The organism is Orrella daihaiensis (genome assembly GCF_022811525.1).
GTDB classification, from domain to species: Bacteria; Pseudomonadota; Gammaproteobacteria; order Burkholderiales; family Burkholderiaceae_B; genus Algicoccus; species Algicoccus daihaiensis.
The window spans coordinates 1,335,943-1,355,640 of the sequence record NZ_CP063982.1; the positions used below are offsets into that span (position 1 = coordinate 1,335,943).

General features: G+C 53.3%; 16 protein-coding genes. 5 read left to right on the top strand and 11 right to left on the bottom strand.

The features are described from left to right. The first annotated feature begins 1 nt into the window (after position 1). Positions 2 to 499: a hypothetical protein gene (locus tag DHf2319_RS06140; RefSeq protein WP_243479912.1), complete on the top strand. Its 498-nt coding sequence runs from the start codon at positions 2 to 4 to the stop codon at positions 497 to 499. A gap of 59 nt (positions 500 to 558) precedes the next feature. Here the strand turns inward: DHf2319_RS06140 and DHf2319_RS06145 are convergent, their stop codons facing one another. Genes DHf2319_RS06145 through DHf2319_RS06155 form a run of 3 tightly spaced genes read right to left on the bottom strand, consistent with a single transcriptional unit; the run spans position 559 to position 3,471 of the window. Continuing rightward, positions 559 to 1,002, bottom strand: coding sequence for a hypothetical protein (locus DHf2319_RS06145; RefSeq protein ID WP_243479913.1), 444 nt, complete (start codon positions 1,000 to 1,002; stop codon positions 559 to 561). Positions 1,003 to 1,057: 55 nt separating this feature from the next. Continuing rightward, a complete protein-coding gene (locus tag DHf2319_RS06150) occupies positions 1,058 to 1,675 on the bottom strand; it encodes a response regulator transcription factor (protein ID WP_243479914.1) in 618 nt (205 codons plus the stop codon). After that, positions 1,672 to 3,471, bottom strand: coding sequence for a PAS domain-containing sensor histidine kinase (locus tag DHf2319_RS06155; RefSeq protein WP_243479915.1), 1,800 nt, complete (start codon positions 3,469 to 3,471; stop codon positions 1,672 to 1,674). The genes DHf2319_RS06150 and DHf2319_RS06155 overlap by 4 nt, the downstream gene beginning before the upstream one ends. A gap of 343 nt (positions 3,472 to 3,814) precedes the next feature. On the opposite strand from DHf2319_RS06155, the gene DHf2319_RS06160 reads away from it, so the two are divergent. Continuing rightward, complete coding sequence (locus DHf2319_RS06160; protein WP_243479916.1) at positions 3,815 to 7,630, top strand: DUF4214 domain-containing protein; 3,816 nt, start codon at positions 3,815 to 3,817, stop codon at positions 7,628 to 7,630. 239 nt (positions 7,631 to 7,869) lie between these two features. On the opposite strand, the gene hepT is transcribed toward DHf2319_RS06160, so the two are convergent. The 4 genes from hepT to DHf2319_RS06180 all read right to left on the bottom strand — a co-directional run bounded on the left by hepT (position 7,870) and on the right by DHf2319_RS06180 (position 10,083). Further along, positions 7,870 to 8,298, bottom strand: a complete 429-nt coding sequence (gene hepT, locus DHf2319_RS06165; RefSeq protein WP_243479917.1) for a type VII toxin-antitoxin system HepT family RNase toxin — start codon at positions 8,296 to 8,298, stop codon at positions 7,870 to 7,872. Next, positions 8,283 to 8,708 carry a type VII toxin-antitoxin system MntA family adenylyltransferase antitoxin gene (gene mntA, locus DHf2319_RS06170; RefSeq protein ID WP_243479918.1) on the bottom strand — a complete coding sequence of 142 codons (426 nt, stop codon included), beginning with the start codon at positions 8,706 to 8,708 and terminating at the stop codon, positions 8,283 to 8,285. Before mntA ends, hepT begins: the two co-directional genes overlap by 16 nt. Positions 8,709 to 8,943: 235 nt before the next feature. Further along, positions 8,944 to 9,657 carry an RES family NAD+ phosphorylase gene (locus DHf2319_RS06175; protein ID WP_243479919.1) on the bottom strand — a complete coding sequence of 238 codons (714 nt, stop codon included), beginning with the start codon at positions 9,655 to 9,657 and terminating at the stop codon, positions 8,944 to 8,946. Between the two features lie 21 nt (positions 9,658 to 9,678). Continuing rightward, positions 9,679 to 10,083, bottom strand: a complete 405-nt coding sequence (locus tag DHf2319_RS06180) for an MbcA/ParS/Xre antitoxin family protein (RefSeq protein WP_243479920.1) — start codon at positions 10,081 to 10,083, stop codon at positions 9,679 to 9,681. A gap of 303 nt (positions 10,084 to 10,386) precedes the next feature. Between DHf2319_RS06180 and aceE the strand changes: the two genes are divergently transcribed. Genes aceE through lpdA form a run of 3 tightly spaced genes read left to right on the top strand, consistent with a single transcriptional unit; the run spans position 10,387 to position 16,291 of the window. Beyond that, the gene (gene aceE / locus DHf2319_RS06185) at positions 10,387 to 13,098 is read left to right on the top strand and encodes a pyruvate dehydrogenase (acetyl-transferring), homodimeric type (RefSeq protein ID WP_243479921.1); all 2,712 of its coding nucleotides are present in this window, start codon (positions 10,387 to 10,389) and stop codon (positions 13,096 to 13,098) included. 27 nt (positions 13,099 to 13,125) lie between these two features. After that, positions 13,126 to 14,505 (top strand): dihydrolipoyllysine-residue acetyltransferase, encoded by a 1,380-nt coding sequence (gene aceF / locus DHf2319_RS06190; RefSeq protein WP_243479922.1) that lies wholly within the window; start codon positions 13,126 to 13,128, stop codon positions 14,503 to 14,505. Positions 14,506 to 14,521: 16 nt separating this feature from the next. Beyond that, positions 14,522 to 16,291 carry a dihydrolipoyl dehydrogenase gene (lpdA, locus tag DHf2319_RS06195; protein WP_243479923.1) on the top strand — a complete coding sequence of 590 codons (1,770 nt, stop codon included), beginning with the start codon at positions 14,522 to 14,524 and terminating at the stop codon, positions 16,289 to 16,291. A gap of 293 nt (positions 16,292 to 16,584) precedes the next feature. Here lpdA and DHf2319_RS06200 read toward each other — a convergent pair whose 3' ends face one another. From DHf2319_RS06200 to DHf2319_RS06210, 4 genes are all read right to left on the bottom strand, one after another. Next, positions 16,585 to 17,502 (bottom strand): nucleotidyl transferase AbiEii/AbiGii toxin family protein, encoded by a 918-nt coding sequence (locus tag DHf2319_RS06200; RefSeq protein WP_243479924.1) that lies wholly within the window; start codon positions 17,500 to 17,502, stop codon positions 16,585 to 16,587. After that, positions 17,495 to 18,025: a type IV toxin-antitoxin system AbiEi family antitoxin domain-containing protein gene (locus DHf2319_RS13185; RefSeq protein WP_369810230.1), complete on the bottom strand. Its 531-nt coding sequence runs from the start codon at positions 18,023 to 18,025 to the stop codon at positions 17,495 to 17,497. Before DHf2319_RS13185 ends, DHf2319_RS06200 begins: the two co-directional genes overlap by 8 nt. Before the next feature lie 68 nt (positions 18,026 to 18,093). Further along, on the bottom strand, positions 18,094 to 18,699 hold the full coding sequence (locus DHf2319_RS06205) for a hypothetical protein (protein WP_243479925.1): 606 nt from the start codon (positions 18,697 to 18,699) through the stop codon (positions 18,094 to 18,096). Beyond that, the gene (locus DHf2319_RS06210; protein WP_243479926.1) at positions 18,696 to 19,454 is read right to left on the bottom strand and encodes a nucleotidyl transferase AbiEii/AbiGii toxin family protein; all 759 of its coding nucleotides are present in this window, start codon (positions 19,452 to 19,454) and stop codon (positions 18,696 to 18,698) included. The genes DHf2319_RS06205 and DHf2319_RS06210 overlap by 4 nt, the downstream gene beginning before the upstream one ends. Between the last annotated feature and the right edge of the window lie 244 nt (positions 19,455 to 19,698).

Below are 19,698 nucleotides of genomic sequence, written 5' to 3' on the forward strand. Positions count from 1 at the left end.
CATGCGAAAATCCGTCCGTAAAACTGTTTTGCTCTGTTGTGAGGGCAAAGCGGATCAGGCTTTTGTCGCCTATCTGCGCTCGACCTATACCGCCGGCAAGCGAGGCGCACCGTATGTCCTGCCAAAGCAGGCTGGTGGTAAAGGTGGCAACCATGTGATTGCAACGTTGCTTGGAGAGCTGCGATGCTCAAAACCCGATCGAGCCGTGGCATTGCTAGACGCCGATTGTCCTCCCGCTGCTGCTAAACGACGTGAAGCTCGCCACCACGGCATTGAGCTCATCGCCTTGGAACCTTGTCTAGAGGGTCTTTTATTAAGAATACTGGGGCTGGCGGTGCCGCCATCGAGCCAGGCCTGCAAAGAACGCCTTAAAAGCATCGACCGGCGCGACCCATTTGATCCAGGCTTTTATGCCAAGCATTTTCCAAAAGCACGTTTGGATATTGAACGACAGTCTATCCCTGAGCTTGACTCGCTATTGGCACTATTTGATTCGTAAAGAGTAGGCTCTAATCGGGTCACCGCCGACTGATTTGCGATTGATCCGCTGCTGGCTCGCTACTGACTAGCCGTGACAATGATGTCTTGATTTAGCATCACTTGTACAGTTGATGGGTAGGCCTGTATGATGCCACGCAGTTGCTCCTCGATGATGCTGACTGCGCCCACCGGTGCGACTACTGCTGCCGTAGGATGCACAAACACGCTTGGTGCGGGGCTAGAGACCGCCTTGGCCGTGCCGCTGTTGGCATCTTGGTTGGTGCAAGTCACCACGAGGTCTTGTTCTGATGTGGTGACTTCAATCGTGCCCGGTGTGGTGACGGTCCATTGTCCTTGGTCGTTTGCAAGGGTGCAGGTCACACCAGCGACCATTTTGTCAACATCCAGCGTTTGAATCGAGATGACCTGCTTGGGTGGGTTTATCAGGGGGGCTGTCGTCGTCGAGCTGCATCCGGAAAGTGCAACCAATACCATCAAAGCAAGTGAAGACTGTTTAAGCATGGGTGTCTGAGATCGTTTGTCGGGTTTGATGGTTTATCGGCGCTGTCGGTTGTTATTACGAATCACTGGCCAATGCCACTTTCATGAGGTCGGCTACAGTCGTGACTTGCAGCTTTTCCATGATGTTGGCGCGATGAGCTTCGACGGTCTTGATGCTGATGCCCAGATCGTCGGCGATTTGCTTATTTAATCGACCCGCCACAATCCGCTCAAGGACTTGCTGCTCGCGAGCGGTCAAGCGACCGAGCATGGCATCGTGCGCGCGCTTGGATTGCTGCTTTTGCAGGTTCTCGTTGGCGATGTCGAACATCCGGGTCACGATGTCGCGCAGATCGGTTTCATTAAACGGTTTTTCCAGAAAGTCGACAGCGCCTTTTTTCATGGTGTTCACTGCCATGGGCACGTCGCCATGGCCGGTGATGAACACAACCGGCATGTGTGACTTGCGTGCGATAAGTTCCTCTTGCAGTTGCAAGCCGCTCATGCCTGGCATGCGCACGTCAACAATCAAAATCCCCGGCTGGTCCTCCCGGTATTCCGCCAAAAACGCCTCAGCACTGGCGAATGACTTAACACGATAAGTGTTGGCTTCCAGTAACCAACGCAGTGAGTCACGAACAGCCTCATCGTCATCCACGATATATACAGTGCTAGCAGTTGGCGGCATCGTCATGCAGGAAACTCCTCTTTGATTTTGTTGTCAGGGGTTTGCTCGGGTGAGGTGCTGTTCTCAAGCATCTCGATTGGGGCACATGGTAACGTGAACCGGAAAGTTGTGCCGGATTTGTGCGGGTTGGTCGGTGTCTGGTTATTGACGGCCCATAGCTGACCGTGGTGCGACTCAATGATAGTGCGGCATATGTTCAAGCCCATCCCAAGTCCTTCCGACTTGGTGCTAAAGAAGGGCTCGAACAAGCGATCGGGGTCAGATACACCGTGGCCTGCGTCAATCACCGCCACTTGCATGGTGTTGTGGTGGCGGCTGACTTCGATGGTTAGGATGGCTTCGGCGCTTTTGTCCATTGCCTCCAGGCCGTTTTTGATGAGGTTTAGGAGCACCTGCTCAATCAGAATCGGGTCTGCCAATACTTTAGGCATATCCGTGGGCAGGTTGATCTCGATGTCGATGGCGCGTTTGCGCGCGTCGATTTCAGCCAAACTCACGGCGTTATCCACGATGGTCTTGATATCGACTGGCTGGCGCCGCGGTTCGCTGCGTTTAACGAATTCCCTGATCCGACTGATGATCTTGCCGGCGCGCTGTGCCTGGGCAGCGGCTTTTTCCAGGGCGGGCAGTAACTTTTCGGGCTCGGTCTGGCCCGCCTTGACCATGGCGGCCGCACCCATGCTGTAGTTACTGATGGCGGTCAGTGGCTGATTCAGTTCGTGCGCGAGCGACGAAGCCATCTCACCCATGGTGGTCAAACGACTGGTGATCTGAATTTTTTCCTGTTGGACTCGGGAGGCTTCCTCATGCTCGCGGCGTTCCGTGATGTCGCGTGCGACTTGCATGCGCACCCGACGCCCATCGGTCCAGGCCAGCATCCGGTGCTGTACCTCGAACCAACGTTCGACCTGCGTGGAGTAGACTTCGGCCGATTCGTCGCTGTAGCGCCCGCGCCGACCCGCGAGTAGTTCCTGGTGGCCATGGGTTTGTGCACCAAACAGACTGCGGTAGGTGCGGTTGGCAAACAGCAAATCCATGCCGTCTGCTGTGTCGGCAGTCACTGAAATAGCATCATCCAGACTTTCGAGCACGGTCATAAACCGTTCGTGTGCCGCCGTCAGTGCCTCTCGAATGCGACGTGGCTCGGTGATGTCAGTCATCGAGGTCATCCAGCCAATCTGGGTGCCGTTTGGCGCCAGCAGCGCTGACACGTACATGCGCGCCGTGAAACGCGAGCCATCGCGTCGCTGCGCCTCTAGTTCGATGCCGCTAGAAGGCGTTTTACCGGACAGCACGGCATCGAGCGTCTGTCGATGCGAGTCGTACTTGCCAGGCACCCAATAAGGAAAGGGCGGCATGCGCCCAATCAAGTCAGCCTCATTCCAGCCAATCATCCGACAAAACGCCGGGTTGACATAGGCAATCCGACCCTCAAGATCGAGTACACGCATGCCGGTGGACATCGAGTTTTCCATGGCGCGGCGAAACTCGGTTTCTGCCATCAAGGCCGCTTCAGTCTCGGTGCGATGGCGGGTGTAGCGCCAGAGTGCGAGCAACGCCACCACGATCACCACCGATAATCCGATCACCACCCAGGTCAGTCGCTGCTGGCGCATCTCCTGGTCAATCGTGATGAACATGATGCTGTCTTCACGAATCTGCTGTAACCAGAAAAAAGCCCCCATCACCAAGGTATACAAGGCCAGCACGAGCATGGGCGCCAGCCAATACCAGCGCCTGCGCTTTAGATGCGCATGTTCATGAAACGGCGTTGAGATAACCGATTTGGGTGGTTGTCGCATATGAGCGATAGCGCAGAGATAGAAACCGCTGGATAGTTCAAGACATGCTTATTGTAGACCGTGTTGTGCGACAAAATCCCCTGTTAGCCAGTCTGAGCTCAGGCATGCAGTATGAGCGTTTTGTTGTGATTGGCACACAACTCCATGGGCAGAGTTGTTTAAACGAGGTTGCTTCTAAATCACGCTTTGTTTTTTGCAGGAGTCTGCAAGCTTTTGCAAGTAATTAGGCAGTCTGGTGTTCTAAACATACCCTATGAAAGCAGGATCAATTGTCACCCTACGGGTGGTGATATGGGAATCATGGCGACAATCAATCGCCTATCAAGCATTGAGGTAGCAGCCTATGAGTACAGCGTTTATCAGCCAACTCTATCAGTCATTACTAGGACGAGAGGCTGATGAGCCCGGTGTGCGGTTTTGGGCTGCTCAGATGCAGTCTGGCGCGATTGACGCGGTAGGCGTCACGCAAGCATTTGTTGAGTCAGTTGAGTTCGATACCTTTGTGGAACCGGTTGCCAGACTGTACTTCAGTGCCTTCAATCGTGTGCCAGATGCAGATGGTTTAGCGCACTGGGTGGCTGCTTTGCGGCAAGGAGCCACCATCATTGAAATCGCTGAGCAGTTCGTGCAGTCAGGTGAATATCAAACTGAGCATGCCTCACTCTCAGATCGTGACTATATCGAATCACTTTACCAACGTGCGTTTGGCCGTGATGCAGATGAATCGGGCTTAGGTTACTGGTTGCAGTTGCTTGAGTCAGGTACGCCGAGGACCGCGGTGCTCACAAGTTTTGCGCAGTCCGAAGAGATGATCGCGCTACGAAGCGAGGCGGCCCAGTATTCGGTGCTGCACCTCGCGTTGACCGGCATGTCGTTGCCGATCAGCGATCTCGTTCAAGTGTTGCCGGTGCAAAGCCGGGCGGCTGTGATTCAAGCCATCTACACAGGTCCGAACTACCAGGGTGTTGATGTGCCGGGGGTCAGTCGGTATGTCGAGCCTGAACCTGAGCGTCAAGTGATGCCAGACCCCGAACCCGAACCAGATCCCGATACGACGGCTCCCACGATCGTGAGCTTTAGCGCCGCGCCACCAGCCACCTTGTCCGTTGCAAGTGATGAGCCGGGTCAAGCCCGACTGCTTGACGGCACGACGGTGTTGAGCAGTCAAACACTGGCAGCCGCTAATACGGCGTACTCTTTCAGTGTGACGCCGCAACTTGCGCTGACCACGACATCGCTGGCGGTTACAGATGCATCAGGCAATGTCACCACCAGCCCGATCCCGGTGGTGCTCGGCACCACCGGGCAGGATACCTTTGTCCCGGCGGATTCTGGTCAGCACTTCCTGTTCGGATTTGATGGCGATGATCGATTTCAATACAACCTCGTGTCTGCCTTCGTGTCCGATGGCCAAGTCAGAGATGTCATTGTTGGTGGCGCCGGAGAAAACACCATACGTCTGCTGGACTCGGGCCCGATCACCATTGTCGCTACCGACTCATTTGCCAATGTCAGCGACGTTGAGACTTTGGTGGCGATGGCAGCCAACACCAACGCGATTTCCTTGGCTTTAAATGCCGATGCGTTCGCGGCGGGTTTGCGCACGATTTCCCTGATGCCAGACACAGACCCGTTGGGCACCAACTTGATCGATGGGTCGAACGCCGCCAGTGACCAAGCCTTGACGCTGTATGGCTCGTCTGGTTCGGATTCGCTCATCGGTGGGGCAGGTGCCGACATTCTGGATGGTGGGGTTGGCGCTGACACGCTAGAGGGTGGGGTAGGTAATGATGTTTTAGAAGGTGATGACGGTGCAGATGAATTGGCTGGTGGTGATGGCAATGACACGTTCGTGTATGGCCTAACCAGCAGCACGGAAGTGGCTACGGGTGAAGTCATCGACGGTGGAAATGGCAGCGATACCATTTGGGTGCGCGGTTCTACCTCATTTGCAAATCTCACCACTGCCACGCTCTTGACCGCTGGCAGCATTGAGCATGTATTGCTTGCTAATTCAGTGCAAGCTACGTTTTTAGGCAGTCAGCTAGCTGGTCAGGTGATCAGCATCAACACCCAGCAGAATTGGGGTAATGAAGAGCTTCGCGTGGAGCTCGTTGGCACACCAAGTGTTGATTTGTCGACTTTGACGTTTGCGGCAGTCAACAATGGCATGGATTACTCCAGCTCAGTCACGGTGCTCGGTGACGCAGCAAACAACACAGTCATCGCACCAACCCGGGTGTCGAACATCCAAACGTTGGGAGGCGATGATGACATCACCTCTGGCACCGGGGCGTATTCAATTGACGGTGGCGAAGGCAATGATGTGTTCCGGTTCACCGACAATGTTCAGTTAAGAGACACCGCGACGGTGATCGGCGGTGATGGCACCGACACGATTGCGTTCAGCAGCCCGATAGACACGCTAACGGCTCAGAGTCCGCAGGGTGATAATTTTCATGCGGATTTTGACAAGGTGAGTTCTGTCGAACGCATTTCGCTCACGGGCGCCAACAGTTTCAACATCGGCGATGTGTTTGTGACAGCAGGTATCAACACCATTGTCACGGGTGATGACGACACGACGTTACGGTATGACAACACGGCCGTGGGCACGCTGACGGTTGATGCCACTGCGCTGGCCGACGGTAAGACCTTATCACTCATCGCGTTTGGGCCAAGTGCTGGGCATTGGTTTGACGTCACTGATCTGAAAGGCAATGTTGATGCGACTGGTCTTGCTGGTGAGATTTCAGTGACGGCGGCAACGGGTTCAGGGTTTGATGTGTCGGTCACGGGTGGTGAGGTCAATGACACCCTGACTGGTGGCAGTGGCGACGATGTGTTAACAGGGGCAAGTGGTGCGGACCAGTTAACTGGCGGTGTAGGTGCCGATTCGTTGACGGGTGGTTCTGGCGCTGATACGTTTGTCTACAACGCGGTGTTTGGATCATCGAGTGATAGTCATATTGACGTCAATGCGGGCGTGGATCACATCACTGATCTCGAAGCGTCAGACCTCATCAAAGCCAATTTATCCAACGTCAACTTATTTGATGCCACTTCAGCAAACTATGTTGTTACTGATCAGTGGGCGGGTGGGAATTTACTGATTATCGATGCGACAGGTACCGGCAGTGCTGGTTCGACAGATCTCGGTAGTGTTCGGATTGATATTGATACCTATGACAGAGCTACTGCGGCTAATCAGATTCTCTACAACATTGTGGGCACCTCAGGCAATGACACGCTGGTCGGTGGCAGTAAAGCGGACACCATTGATGGCGGCGACGGGAATGATCACATCACCGGTGGTAATAGTGCTGATGTGCTCAGTGGCGGTGACGGTGATGACCGCCTCTATTACAGGCAGGTTGATGAATTATTCTCGTCCAACGCGCTTATCGACTCCATCGATGGGGGCGCAGGTTCAAACGCGCTGGTTATTGGCAACAACGTTGGCACGCAGTCCTCGTTCCAACTGACGTCCTTGATGAGCTGGGCCGGTTTGAGCAATGTCAGTCGCGTTGAGGCGGTAGGTCCTTTTGACGCTCAATTTAACCTTGCGCTTGCCGACGACGCTTACGAGGCGGGGCTGCGAGTCGTGGACTTGTCAGCCGATACATCGACGTCAGGCAATGACAATTTCATTAATGTCTCTGCTGAATCAGGCAGCGGCAATGGCTATTCGCTCATCGGATCGACATTTCGTGACATCATCACCGGTGGAGCAGGGAACGATTCAATCGATGGCGGCGCAGGTAACGACACGTTAACGGGTGGCGTGGGTGAGGATGTCATTGATGTTGGCAGTGGAGTGGACCGTGTTGTGATTGGCACGGTTGCAGCCGCAGGGATCGACGTTGTTACTGGATTTACCAGCGATGACCAGATCAGTTTTGTGAGCGCAAGCTCGTATGTGGTTGACACGAACAACCTTGATTCTCGTTTCTCCAATTTGAATGACGCTATCGCCGATGTGGTTTGGGGTTGGTCAGGAAATCAACAGCCTGCTGCTATTGGGTTCACCTTCGCCTCAAATACCTATGTCGTCATCGATGGCAATAGCTCTAAACATTACGAAGCAGCATCTGACGCCGTTGTTCAACTAGTTGGCACCGACCTAAGTACGTTGAGCACAGCTAACTTTGTTGCTTAGGCGCTTTGTTAAGTCGATCGGGTTGCCGCCAGTAAATTGGTTTGTCGGTGTGATTTCTTTTGATCTGTAAGACCTGCCTTTTCTGTAGTCGATCGACTTTAGGGTGGCGTTCGATGGTCATACTGCCCTTTGGTCCAAGCTTTCACGAGCCGCCGCACGGATCTTTTGTGAGAGAGGGGGTCTAGCATTTCGTGCGAAGGGCGGTTGTCGTAAGTTAGAGGGCTATGACCTGTCTGGCTTTACCGAGCCGATGCTTGGCGCAGCCAGACATTGATTGCACGAACAAAGCGCCTGAAATCATCTAAGCGCTCGGTGGCGATGTTGTAAACCACTTCCCAATTGATCGCTTCGTAGTTATGTACCGCAATGTTTCGAAACCCAACCGCTTTACGCATACGAGCCGCAAGTTCTGCATCTAGCACACCGAGTTGGCTGAGAGTCTCGAAACTCTCTCCCATCGTTTGGGGTGTCTGTGCCCGTGTGCAGGCGATAATATGCGTGCTGACATCAACGGTCATCTGAACGGCCCGTGACAGATTCAGTGTCAATATATCTTGAGCGTCGATGTCTTTTTGCAGCTCAGCAACCGACTGCGGGCAAGTGCCACGGATTCGGTCTATCCAGCGCGTGAGAGACTCCAGCTTTTGTGAAATCACTTCGAGATCCATGCGGCGCTCTTTTCCTTGAGAATTCGGTTGCGTAGTGGCAAAAAGTCTGCTCGGTCGACGACGTTACGATACATGAGTGTAGCCATTTGTTCGTCGGAACCAATCAGGCGCAGACCGTGCTTTAGGATTTGGTTTAACAAAGGTTGCCCAACTGTACGTAAATCGATCAGATCGACGGGTCTGCCAGTTGCCAAGGCAAGGGCATCGATTAGCTTAATTTTCTGTCGAGCGTTTAATGGCTTGTTTGCCAGCACAGCCACGTCAACATCGCTGTCGCGAGTTTCAGATCCCCGAGCCAAGGATCCGAACAGCATCGCGAATTCCACATGCTTACACCCAATCAAGGCCGCTCGTGCTTGATCGAGGTTGTTTTGAACATGCGAGGCCAAATGGACAGGGTGTGTTGGCATATTTGGCATGGAAAGGTTGAATGTTTTTATTGCTTTTGCTTCGTTTACAGTGCCATGCCGCGCGTTGGCAGGCGGCAGGAAGTAGTGCTTGCGCCTCCTGACTGACTTTTAGTCGCAGATGTTGTCCCGACGTGGTCACGAAAGCATCGGGAGCGAGCCAGACCATCTTGTCTGACGGCTAATCGTCTATCAGGCTGTCGCCCCCATTCTTTTTGTCTATCCACAGACCCATGGGTCACAAAGCAGCTGCCTCGAGCGTGAACCAAGTCTTACCTGGCTGCTTTTGAACTGCAATCTGGCCAGCCTCAAGCCGATAAGTCAGTTGGCAGTGGTGCCGGGGATTAGAAAGCACTGCTGGGTTGAAGATGACAATGTTCTCACCGCTTGATCGACGCACCGATGGTGTCACTAAGCCTGGGTGACCTTCGCGGTGAACGCGTGCACCGACTGTCTGACAAAATGCGTAGTCCGTGCGGTGCACGAGGTCTGTGTGTTCGACAGCAGCAGCTCTGACATCAAGCAATGCCGCATCGCAGGAAACGCTGTAGACCTTGCGGTCGGCAGACACCGACATCTTCTCAAAACCTGCATCGGTCAATAGTCCCCGATACCAGTGATAGGCTGATTCGTAGATTGTGGTCTCTACCGAGTCGGATCCATACCAGACGCCATAGGTGCCATCAGAAAACCGACTGGCCTGCCAATGCTTAAACGGCCAGGCAATGGCATTAAACCAATCCGCATCTTCGAAGGGACGGTCGATGATGGGCGTACTTGAGCGATAGGTGGGTGGTTTGACGTCATCTTCGACGGTTTGGGCAAGCTCCCAAAGATGTGGGTCATCTGTTAAGTCATCAAACAAGTCCTGTGAATAACAAATTGAAACGATATTGCGCATGACGCTCTGATGCATGTCGACCAGCGCGATTCGAGAAAACAGGGGTGTCATTGATTACTTCCGATGCAACAGTCAATGGCCGCGGGCGCGATCCAAGTAGCCACGTACGAGCAACAAGCCAGCAAACCCCCATTCTTTGATGACTTCCACAGGTGTCAAGTTGTCGAAGGCTTTGTTGCGAGTGGTCATCCAGCGATACGCCAGTTCCCTATCGTGCGGGAACAGTAGTCGCAAATTTTTGTGGATGCCAAGCAAATGTCCTACACGCTCGTATTGGTCTCGGCTTGTGCCGATTGGTTTGCCGCTGCGGTAGTTGGACAATGCAGCCCGATTGCTTGGCGCAAGGCCAAGCAGAACTGCTTGCTCTTCAGTATTTAATTTCCAATGGTCAAGGAGGGTCATCACCATCTTGGCAAGTGCACCTCGGTCATCAGTCGATCTGTCCGACGATGCGTGGGTTCGATCTAGGCGTCTCATGGTTTGTCGCACAGGCTCATGTGTTTTTTGGGCTACGATCAGATTGTACGATTTGTTTGAATAAAAACACAAATTGTTTTTTTAATCTGATTGGATTTTTCCTTAGTAGCAATCGTCTGTTTGGGTCGTCATTGCCTCAAAGCTCAGTTAGCCACATGTGACAATATTTCACAATACAAAAAGTAAATCCAAATAGTGAAATTTTTCTTGCCCTGTCATCAAGTAGCCCCTAGAATCAAGTGACAAGTAGACCAAGCGCCTCGTTCACCCAAAAGCGGCGCTCTGAACAAAGGAGAGATGGCAATGGGCAATCCCGCATTGACGTATCAGGCCGCAAATGACCCTGACACCCTTGAGACCGAAGAGTGGATGCAGGCGCTGGCCGCAGTTCTTGAGCGCGAAGGGCCAGAGCGTGCACATTATTTACTTGAGCGACTGATTGATCAGGCTCGTCGTTCGGGTGCCCATATCCCTTTCTCTCCGAACACTGCCTACCTGAACACGATTGCTACCGGTGAACAAGTTGGTCACCCAGGCAATATGGAGCTTGAGGCCAAGATTCGCAGCTATATCCGCTGGAATGCTATGGCCATGGTGGTCAAAGCCAATAAGCACAACCCACCTGATGGCGGAGATCTCGGTGGTCACATTGCTTCTTTTGCATCACTGGCGACGATGATTGGTTGCGGCCAAAATCATTTCTGGCATGCCGAGAATGAAGAGCATGGTGGTGATCTGGTCTATTTCCAGGGGCACTCATCACCCGGCATGTATGGTCGTGCGTATCTCGAAGGCCGGCTGACGGAAGAGCAGTTAGACAACTTCCGCCAGGAAGTCGATGGCAAAGGTTTGTCTTCCTACCCGCACCCCAAACTGATGCCAGAGTTCTGGCAGTTCCCAACCGTGTCCATGGGCTTGGGCCCGTTGATGGCGATCTATCAGGCCAGGTTCCTGAAATACTTGCATGCACGTGGCATTGCTGACACTAGCAAGCGCAAAGTCTGGGTGTTTTGCGGTGATGGCGAGATGGATGAGCCCGAATCCTTGGGCGCCATCAGTCTGGCCGCGCGCGAGAAACTCGATAACCTCATCTTTGTCATTAACTGCAATTTGCAACGTCTGGACGGTCCGGTGCGTGGCAACGGCAAGATCATTCAGGAGCTCGAGGGTGACTTCCGCGGTAGCGGCTGGAATGTGATCAAGCTAATTTGGGGTGGCTACTGGGATCCGCTTTTGGCAAGCGACAAAGAAGGGATTTTGCGCAAAGTCATGGAAGAAGCCGTTGACGGTGAGTATCAAGCGTTTAAAGCCAACGACGGCAAGTTTGTACGTGAACATTTCTTTGGTAAACATCCCAAGTTGCTTGAGATGGTCTCGCGCATGAGCGATGAGGACATTTGGCGCTTGAACCGCGGTGGCCATGATCCCCACAAGGTATATGCGGCATTTGATGCCGCCACCAAGCATGAAGGTCAGCCTACGGTGATTTTGGCTAAGACGATCAAGGGCTATGGTTTGGGTCACGTCGCCCAAGGTCAGAACCCAGCCCATCAACAAAAGAAACTCGACCTTGAATCAATCCGTGAGTTTCGCGATCGTTTCAACATCCCGGTGCCGGATGATCAGCTTGAGAAGATTCCTTACTTCAAGCCCGCGGAAGACTCACCCGAGATGCAGTACCTGCATGAGCGCCGTAAAGAACTCGGTGGCTACTTGCCCAAGCGTCGCGTCATGGCAGACGAGAAACTCAAGGCACCTGCGCTCGAAGTGTTTCGCCCGATTTTGGATCCCACGCCCGAGGGTCGTGAGATTTCAACCACGCAGGCTTTTGTGCGCTCATTGAACCAGATCCTGCGCGACAAGGAAATTGGCCCGCGCGTGGTGCCCATTCTCGCCGATGAATCTCGCACGTTCGGCATGGAAGGGCTGTTTCGACAAATAGGTATCTATGCACCCGAAGGGCAGAAGTATGTGCCTGTCGATAAAGATCAGGTGATGTATTACAAGGAAGCAGCCAACGGGCAGTTGCTGCAAGAAGGCATCAATGAAGCCGGTGCTTTCAGTTCCTGGATTGCGGCAGCCACGTCGTATTCGACGAACAACCGCATCATGATTCCGTTCTTTATCTACTACTCCATGTTTGGCTTCCAGCGTGTTGGCGACTTGGCGTGGGCTGCGGGTGACATGCAAGCACGTGGGTTCTTGCTCGGTGGCACGGCAGGGCGCACGACACTGAACGGTGAGGGCTTGCAGCACGAGGATGGTCACAGCCATATCCTGTCATCGGTCATTCCGAATTGCGTGTCGTACGACCCCACATTTGCTCATGAAGTGGCTGTCATCATTCAAAGTGGCTTAAAGCGCATGGTCGAGGACCAGGAGAATGTCTACTTCTACATCACGCTGATGAATGAGAACTATGCTCAGCCAGGCTTAAAGACGGGTGATGAAGCAGGGATTCTGAAGGGCATGTACAAGATCAAGCCAGGTGCCAAGGCCAAAAGCAAAGACGCGCCTAAGGCTCAGCTCCTAGGCTCAGGCACGATCTTGCGCGAGGTGATTGCTGCGGCCGATCTCTTGCAAGAGGATTGGGGCGTGCATGCCGATGTCTGGAGTGCAACGAGCTTTACCGAGTTGCGCCGCAACGGCATGGATTGCGAACGTCACAACATGCTGCATCCAAGTGCCAAGCCACAAGTGCCCTATGTGACTCAGTTACTGGAAAAGACCGAGGGTCCCATCGTGGCATCCACCGACTACATGAAGCTTTTTGCTGACCAGATCCGTCCGTTCATTCCTGAAGGCCGTCGCTACAAAGTGTTAGGCACAGATGGTTTTGGGCGATCAGATTTCCGCGCCAAGTTGCGTGAGCATTTTGAGGTGGACCGTCACTTTGTGGTGTTGGCGACATTGGTGGAGTTGGCGCGCGAGGGCAAGGTAGCCAAAGATGCTCCGGCCAAGGCGATTGCCAAGTATGGCATCAACCCGAACAAACCCAACCCGGCTTACGCCTAACCGTCGAGCACTGAGGAGAGAATTGAGATGAGCAATCTGACAGCAGTCAAAGTGCCCGACATCGGTGACTTCAAGGACGTGGAGGTCATCGAGTTACTGGTTAACGTGGGTGACACGATTGAGCCTGAGCAAAGCTTGATTACCGTGGAGTCTGACAAGGCTTCGATGGAGATCCCGGCATCAACGGGCGGTGTGGTCAAGAAAATTGACATCAAAATCGGTGACAAGGTCAACGAGGGCAGTGTGATTTTGCACGTAGAAGCAGGTGCCAGTGCTGCGGCTGCGCCTGCCCCCAAGACAGAAGCGGCACAAGAAGTGAAGGTGGAAGAACCTAAGGCTGCGCCAGCGCCAGCAGCAACACCCGCACCGGCAGCCACCGCGGCACCAGCGGCACCAGCGGCACCAGCGGCACCAGCGTCGCCAACGGCACCAGCGTCGCCAACGGCACCAGCGTCGCCAACGGCCAATATCGCTGTGCCGACTGCGCCTGGCCAATTGCCGCATGCCTCGCCTTCGGTGCGCAAGTTTGCGCGTGAACTCGGTGTTGATCTCACGCGAGTCAACGGCTCGGGATCCAAGGGTCGCATTACTCAGGAAGATGTGCAACAGTTCGTCAAGGGTGTGATGCAGGGTGGTGGTGCAGTTGCCGCAGCCACGGGCGGATCAGGCGTGGGCTTGGATCTCTTGCCATGGCCGAAAGTTGATTTCGCGAAGTTTGGCGAGATTGAAGCCAAGCCTTTGTCTCGCATCAAGAAGATTTCGGGTGCGAACCTGCATCGCAACTGGGTGATGATTCCTCACGTCACCAACAATGACGAAGCGGACATTACTGAGCTCGAAGAACTGCGCAAGACCTTGAACAAAGAGCACGAGCGTGCGGGCATCAAAGTCACCATGCTTGCGTTTTTGATCAAAGCCGTGGTCGCAGCGCTTAAGAAGTATCCTGAATTCAACGCCTCGCTTGATGGCGACAATCTGGTGCTTAAGCGCTACTACAACGTTGGTTTCGCTGCCGATACCCCCAATGGCCTGGTTGTGCCAGTGATCATGAACGCCGACAAAAAAGGTGTGTTGGAACTGGCGCAAGAGACTTCTGATCTTGCCAAGCTCGCGCGCGATGGCAAGTTGTCACCGGCACAAATGACGGGTGGCTGCATGTCGATCTCGTCGCTTGGCGGCATTGGCGGTACGAACTTCACGCCGATCATCAATGCGCCTGAAGTGGCGATCCTAGGGGTTTCCAAGTCCTTCATGAAGCCGGTTTGGGATGGCAAGCAGTTCGTGCCACGCCTGACATTGCCGTTGTCACTGTCGTACGATCATCGAGTGATTGATGGTGCAGCAGCTGCTCGTTTCAATGCCTATTTGGGCAGCTTGCTGGCGGACTTCCGTCGGATCATCTTGTAAGGGGGCGGTGAACGATATGAGCAAAGATATTCACGTCCCCAACATTGGTGACTTCAAAGATGTCGAGATCATCGAGATTCTGGTGTCTGAAGGTGACACGATTGAAGCTGAACAAAGCTTGATTACGGTGGAGTCCGACAAGGCCTCGATGGAAATCCCGGCATCAGAGCCTGGCAAGATCGTCAAGCTCTTGGTCAAAGTCGGTGACAAGGTCAGCGAAGGATCGCCGATTGCGCAGATTGAACCAGGGGCAGGGGGTGTTGCCGCGCCTGAGGTGAAGCAAGAAGAGCAAAAGGCACCAGCCGTTGACAAGCCTGCACCAGCGCCGGCGCCAGCAACTGCGACTGCCGCTGCCCCAGCAACGACCTCAGCCACTGCTCCATCGGGCCCCCTAGTCGTGCTCGGTGCTGGCCCTGGTGGGTATTCAGCCGCGTTTCGAGCCGCTGATCTGGACATGGAAGTGATTCTGATCGAGCGGTACCCGACCTTAGGTGGCGTGTGTCTAAACGTGGGTTGTATCCCATCAAAGGCCTTGTTACACACCGCTGCAGTCATGGAGGAAGCTCAGCATATGGCGGCGCACGGCATCACGTTTGGCAAGCCCAAGGTGGATCTGGCCAAGTTGCGCGAATTTAAGTCTGGTGTGATTGGTAAGTTGACCGGTGGCTTGGCTGGCATGGCCAAAGCGCGCAAGGTGCGCGTAGTTCATGGCGTGGCTGAATTTACGGGTCCCAATACCATTGAGGTTAAAACCGAGAAGGGTGCGGAAACGATTCAGTTCGGCCAGGCCATCATTGCTGCAGGCAGTCAGTCCGTGAAGTTGCCGTTTATGCCAGAAGATCCACGCGTGGTGGATTCGACTGGGGCGCTGGAGTTGGCAGCGATTCCTAAGCGCATGCTGATTGTCGGTGGCGGCATCATCGGGCTTGAGATGGGCACGGTGTACTCCGCTCTGGGTGCACGACTTGATGTCGTTGAAATGCTCGATGGCTTGATGCAAGGCGCTGACCGTGATCTGGTTAAGGTCTGGCTGAAAAAGAACGAGCATCGGTTTGACAACATCATGCTCAAAACCAAGACCGTGGGTGCAGAGGCCAAGAAGGACGGCATTCATGTCACCTTTGAAGGCGAGGGTGCCCCGAAGGAGCCTCAGGTTTACGATCTAGTGCTTCAGGCCGTAGGCCGCTCACCCAATGGCAAGAAGATTGGCGCGGACAAGGCTGGTGTGGCTGTGACTGACCGTGGGTTCATTGAAGTCGACTCGCAGATGCGCACCAATGTGCCGCACATTTTTGCTATTGGTGACATCGTGGGGCAACCCATGCTCGCGCATAAGGCCGTGCATGAAGGTCATGTCGCGGCTGAAGCGGCGTTTGGAGAGAAGAGCTATTTTGATGCGCGCGTGATTCCGTCAGTGGCCTACACCGATCCCGAAGTGGCGTGGGTGGGTATCACGGAAGAGCAAGCCAAAAAAGAAGGTGTCAAGGTCAAAAAGGGCATGTTCCCATGGGCTGCTTCAGGGCGTGCGATTGCCAATGGTCGTGATGAAGGATTTACGAAGCTTTTGTTTGACGAGCAGACGGGCCGCATCATCGGTGGCGGCATCGTTGGCACCAATGCTGGTGACTTGATCAGTGAAGTGGCCTTAGCCATTGAGATGGGTGCTGATTCAGTCGATATTGGCAAGACCATTCATCCACACCCCACGCTAGGTGAGTCAGTGGGCCTGGCTGCGGAAGCCGCGGATGGTCACTGCACGGATTTGCCGCCAACGAGGAAGAAGTAGGATGCGGGCAGATAGTCGGCTGTCGTAAGTGGTTGTAAGTGGTTGTAAGTGCTTGTAAGTGGTTGTTGATTAGAAGGATTGGCATACCGACAGTAAAAGATGGCTTCAAACAAAGTGATCACGACTGAAGATACTGGTTTGTGATCACTTTATTGTCCTGTGTCATGAGATGAGCACTTTGCGTTCAAGTGTCCAAAATCGTTGACGAGCAAAAATTTATCATTGCACCGCGTTACTAAGGCTTGCTAGGCCAGTACGTTTTTCGAGTCTGGCCGGCATACCTGCAAACGCAATCATCGAAAAAACCTAGGTTCGCTATTCGTGCCTTGATCCTCTTGCATAGCCTGCATGAAATATTTGACTGATTCGTCACAGTAGGCGATGAAGGCATCGTCATTCATCAAGTTGTCATAGGTATCTGGGACTAGGAATCGCGCCATTTCTTTCGCGAATACACCGCTACGGATGTGTTCGGACACTCGGTCAGTCGTGTTTCGCCAAAGGTCGGGGCTGATTTGGTCACCGTATTGCAGTGCTTTGGCATACACCCAGTCTTTTCGTGGCTGTGCTCCTTTTTGGCGGCAAAACGCCAAGTCAAAAATGTCGCGCACCCGCAAAAATTTGGTTTGAACAGCTAGCGCCAATGTTTTGTCGGCCGCAATTTCTTCGATTGATTGGACTGGCACCAAAACGCGAGGTGCCGCTTGAAAGTCCTGCCAGTGTCCGATTAAGGGAAGAATTTCGCGAGTGAATGATGAGATTTCGGCGAAATCAATCTTAATGTGTTGGGATGGTTCGCTTCTGTTCAAAGCAGTCTCAACCACAATTTGCCAACATCTGACCGCGACATGGCGCGATGTAGGCTTTTTGTCTGAGGAAGTGGGGATCTTTACTCTCCCGCTTAGGCCGTACCCACGATTTAAAGCCTTTTCCAAGCGTTCCGCGAAGTTGCCGAGATCAACGTCTGAAAAGTCGGTCACTGCAAAATCAAGGTCCTCTGACAAACGCGGGTTGCCGTAAAGTAAGCGCAAGCAAGTGCCACCCTGAAATTGCATTTCGGGCAAATCGGGCAGATCAAGCAATGCTTCCAATATGATCGGGTGAAGTAGTTCTTTGCCGACCATCCATTTAACGGAGTCGGCACGGTTGCCATACGATTCAAGTGCTCGGCGTAACGTTTCGTGATAACGGGTTGCTTGGGTTTCAGCCATATTGTTCCTGGTAATCTTTTAAAAGACCTTGGGCGCGCCCAGTTCTGTTCGCGTCCTGGATAGCTAACGATGGACTGGCCCATGGTAAAGGACCCTCAGCTATCTCAGTTCTGCGGTAAAGGTCGGCGGGGTTTCTGCTAGTGTGCCGTAACTCAATCAGCCCAAACGGAGTCTGCAGCTGGGCACTCCTGCCGGTGGTCATGAGTGTCAGGGCTGTCGGTACTTGAGTGATTAGATGGTGGCGGTGGAGTGCGCATTCGAGTGAGATGTATATAAACTCCACTGACCCCCTTAGCGACAGGACAATTTGCTCTCTGACGTAATCGACGATGGGTTGGCTAGCGTGGACGTAAATCCCACGAGCAGCTCGGATAAGCGCTCCTCTTTTCACTAGATTAGCGACTGTCTTCTTGAGCTTGATGCCTTTTTCACAAAAGAGAAGGGAAAGGTCTCTGGACGTAAACACGCCCACGCCCCGACGACGCAAGTTATCAATCAGTTCCATTGCTTCAATTGTTTGCATGGCTTAAGTGTACAGAAAGTATAAAAATTTTTATACTTTCTGCACAGATGTTATTTTGGAAACTAATGTTAAATTCTCTTGTGAATCGGATGCGCATCTAACGCAGCGGTAGACGATGCCTTTTTATCACGATGCGTGATAGCAGCTCGCCCATAGGTGGGGTACAGCTTGATCTTACGCCTGCTGTTGTCAATCACTTCTTTGCCTCTGATCCTGTTTTCTCTCATCAGGGCCGTCGTATGGTCATGCGCGCGGCGGTACTGCATGTTCAAAGACATGGCGACTTCGTAGATGCTTTGGCCGGGTTTTTTTGCCACAGCGCGCAGGAACTGGCGTCGGCGTTCGGGCAAATCGTAGTAATCAGCAAACGGCCTTAAATCGTAGCCGCCGCCGGCCAACTGGCTCCAAAACACGTCGTAGATGGGGCAGTGTCTGTGAACTTGCGTCGGTAGCTGCGCTCTTAATCTTGGCCAATCGAGGACAAATGCTTTTTTGCCATAGAAGTGGATGAACTCGCGCGGGTGCATCGCCTTGATGGCATCTGGCAGATAGGAGCGATGACCGGTGGCGATGCGATCGCGCCACCTTTGCAAGTCCACATCGCGATCCCAGTAGGCTTTCTTGCTCACAACCTCCCAGGGTTCGATCATTGGTTGCGCTACGTGTTTTTTCATGATGGCGCTTCATCAGTCAGGCCGGTATCGTCATCATCGGAAAGAGTCTTGGCGCCAATCTGTGCGTAGAGCGAATTCCGTAAAAACTCAACATCTTTAGCTTGTGCCCACTGTGGTGCACAAATCAACTCTTCAAGCTCGTCGATTAACTCCAGCCATGGCATGCTGACCAATCCGTTGATGAATGAGCCGGTTGGAAAGGGGTAGGGTAGGCTTTCGATGAAACCTGGCAGCGGCATGTGCTTAACGGATAGGACATGCAGGTCAAACAAATCTCGCGCTTTTTGTCGACCGCCGTCGAAGGAATCAGGCTCTTCGCCTTGACCATGCCGCGCAACTGTGCGCAGCTTGCGGTGATAAAGGCCCGGGATTTCTTCCGTTTGCACCGTCAACTCGCCAAAGGGCTTCGATACGCTCGGATAAAGCTCAAAATACGCATCCTCAATGAACGAGACTTTAAGCCGTTGACCTTCGAGAAACACATCGCCGTGCAATTGATTGGCTTTGTGATCGTCTTGCACCAGATCACGCGTCTCGAACGAAATGCCCGCCTGCTTAATCGCAACAGCAAGATCCATCACCTTGAACCCATTCGGCAAGAAAAAATCAAGGTCGTAGGATATCCGGTGCTCTAGCCAGCAACGCGACAAGGCCGTACCACCGCATAGCTTGGCACGCCCGAACTGTTCGTCATTCATTGACTGCAGACGGCTTAAAACGGTTTCTTGGAGAGCGTATAGGTCTATTTGCTGCACGGAAACTACCTTACTAAAAATAAATTTGACATATATGTCATATATTAACAAGAGTTAGTCATCCGCGCAGCATTCTTTGCAGTGGTCTCTTAGGCGTAGTTGTATTTTGGTGGCAATTGCTCAGCGCAGCACTAAAAGCGGTTGGATGCTTGCCTACTCGTTCATCGCGCTAAGATTGTGGGTGCTTTGGAAACGTTCGGGACAGTTGGTTAGTTGGCTAGCGACTTGACACTCTGCATGGCGT

Excerpts from the sequence above, each read along its gene's own strand:
- DHf2319_RS06160 (WP_243479916.1), top strand. The coding sequence starts at position 3,815 with ATGAGTACAGCGTTTATCAGCCAACTCTATCAGTCATTACTAGGACGA.
- aceF (WP_243479922.1), top strand. The coding sequence starts at position 13,126 with ATGAGCAATCTGACAGCAGTCAAAGTGCCCGACATCGGTGACTTCAAG.
- DHf2319_RS06175 (WP_243479919.1), bottom strand. The coding sequence starts at position 9,657 with ATGACACCCCTGTTTTCTCGAATCGCGCTGGTCGACATGCATCAGAGC.
- DHf2319_RS06145 (WP_243479913.1), bottom strand. The coding sequence starts at position 1,002 with ATGCTTAAACAGTCTTCACTTGCTTTGATGGTATTGGTTGCACTTTCC.
- DHf2319_RS06140 (WP_243479912.1), top strand. The coding sequence starts at position 2 with ATGCGAAAATCCGTCCGTAAAACTGTTTTGCTCTGTTGTGAGGGCAAA.
- DHf2319_RS06180 (WP_243479920.1), bottom strand. The coding sequence starts at position 10,083 with ATGAGACGCCTAGATCGAACCCACGCATCGTCGGACAGATCGACTGAT.
- lpdA (WP_243479923.1), top strand. The coding sequence starts at position 14,522 with ATGAGCAAAGATATTCACGTCCCCAACATTGGTGACTTCAAAGATGTC.
- DHf2319_RS13185 (WP_369810230.1), bottom strand. The coding sequence starts at position 18,025 with ATGCAAACAATTGAAGCAATGGAACTGATTGATAACTTGCGTCGTCGG.
- DHf2319_RS06205 (WP_243479925.1), bottom strand. The coding sequence starts at position 18,699 with ATGAAAAAACACGTAGCGCAACCAATGATCGAACCCTGGGAGGTTGTG.
- DHf2319_RS06200 (WP_243479924.1), bottom strand. The coding sequence starts at position 17,502 with ATGGCTGAAACCCAAGCAACCCGTTATCACGAAACGTTACGCCGAGCA.
- hepT (WP_243479917.1), bottom strand. The coding sequence starts at position 8,298 with ATGGATCTCGAAGTGATTTCACAAAAGCTGGAGTCTCTCACGCGCTGG.
- DHf2319_RS06150 (WP_243479914.1), bottom strand. The coding sequence starts at position 1,675 with ATGACGATGCCGCCAACTGCTAGCACTGTATATATCGTGGATGACGAT.
- DHf2319_RS06155 (WP_243479915.1), bottom strand. The coding sequence starts at position 3,471 with ATGCGACAACCACCCAAATCGGTTATCTCAACGCCGTTTCATGAACAT.
- mntA (WP_243479918.1), bottom strand. The coding sequence starts at position 8,708 with ATGCCAACACACCCTGTCCATTTGGCCTCGCATGTTCAAAACAACCTC.
- aceE (WP_243479921.1), top strand. The coding sequence starts at position 10,387 with ATGGGCAATCCCGCATTGACGTATCAGGCCGCAAATGACCCTGACACC.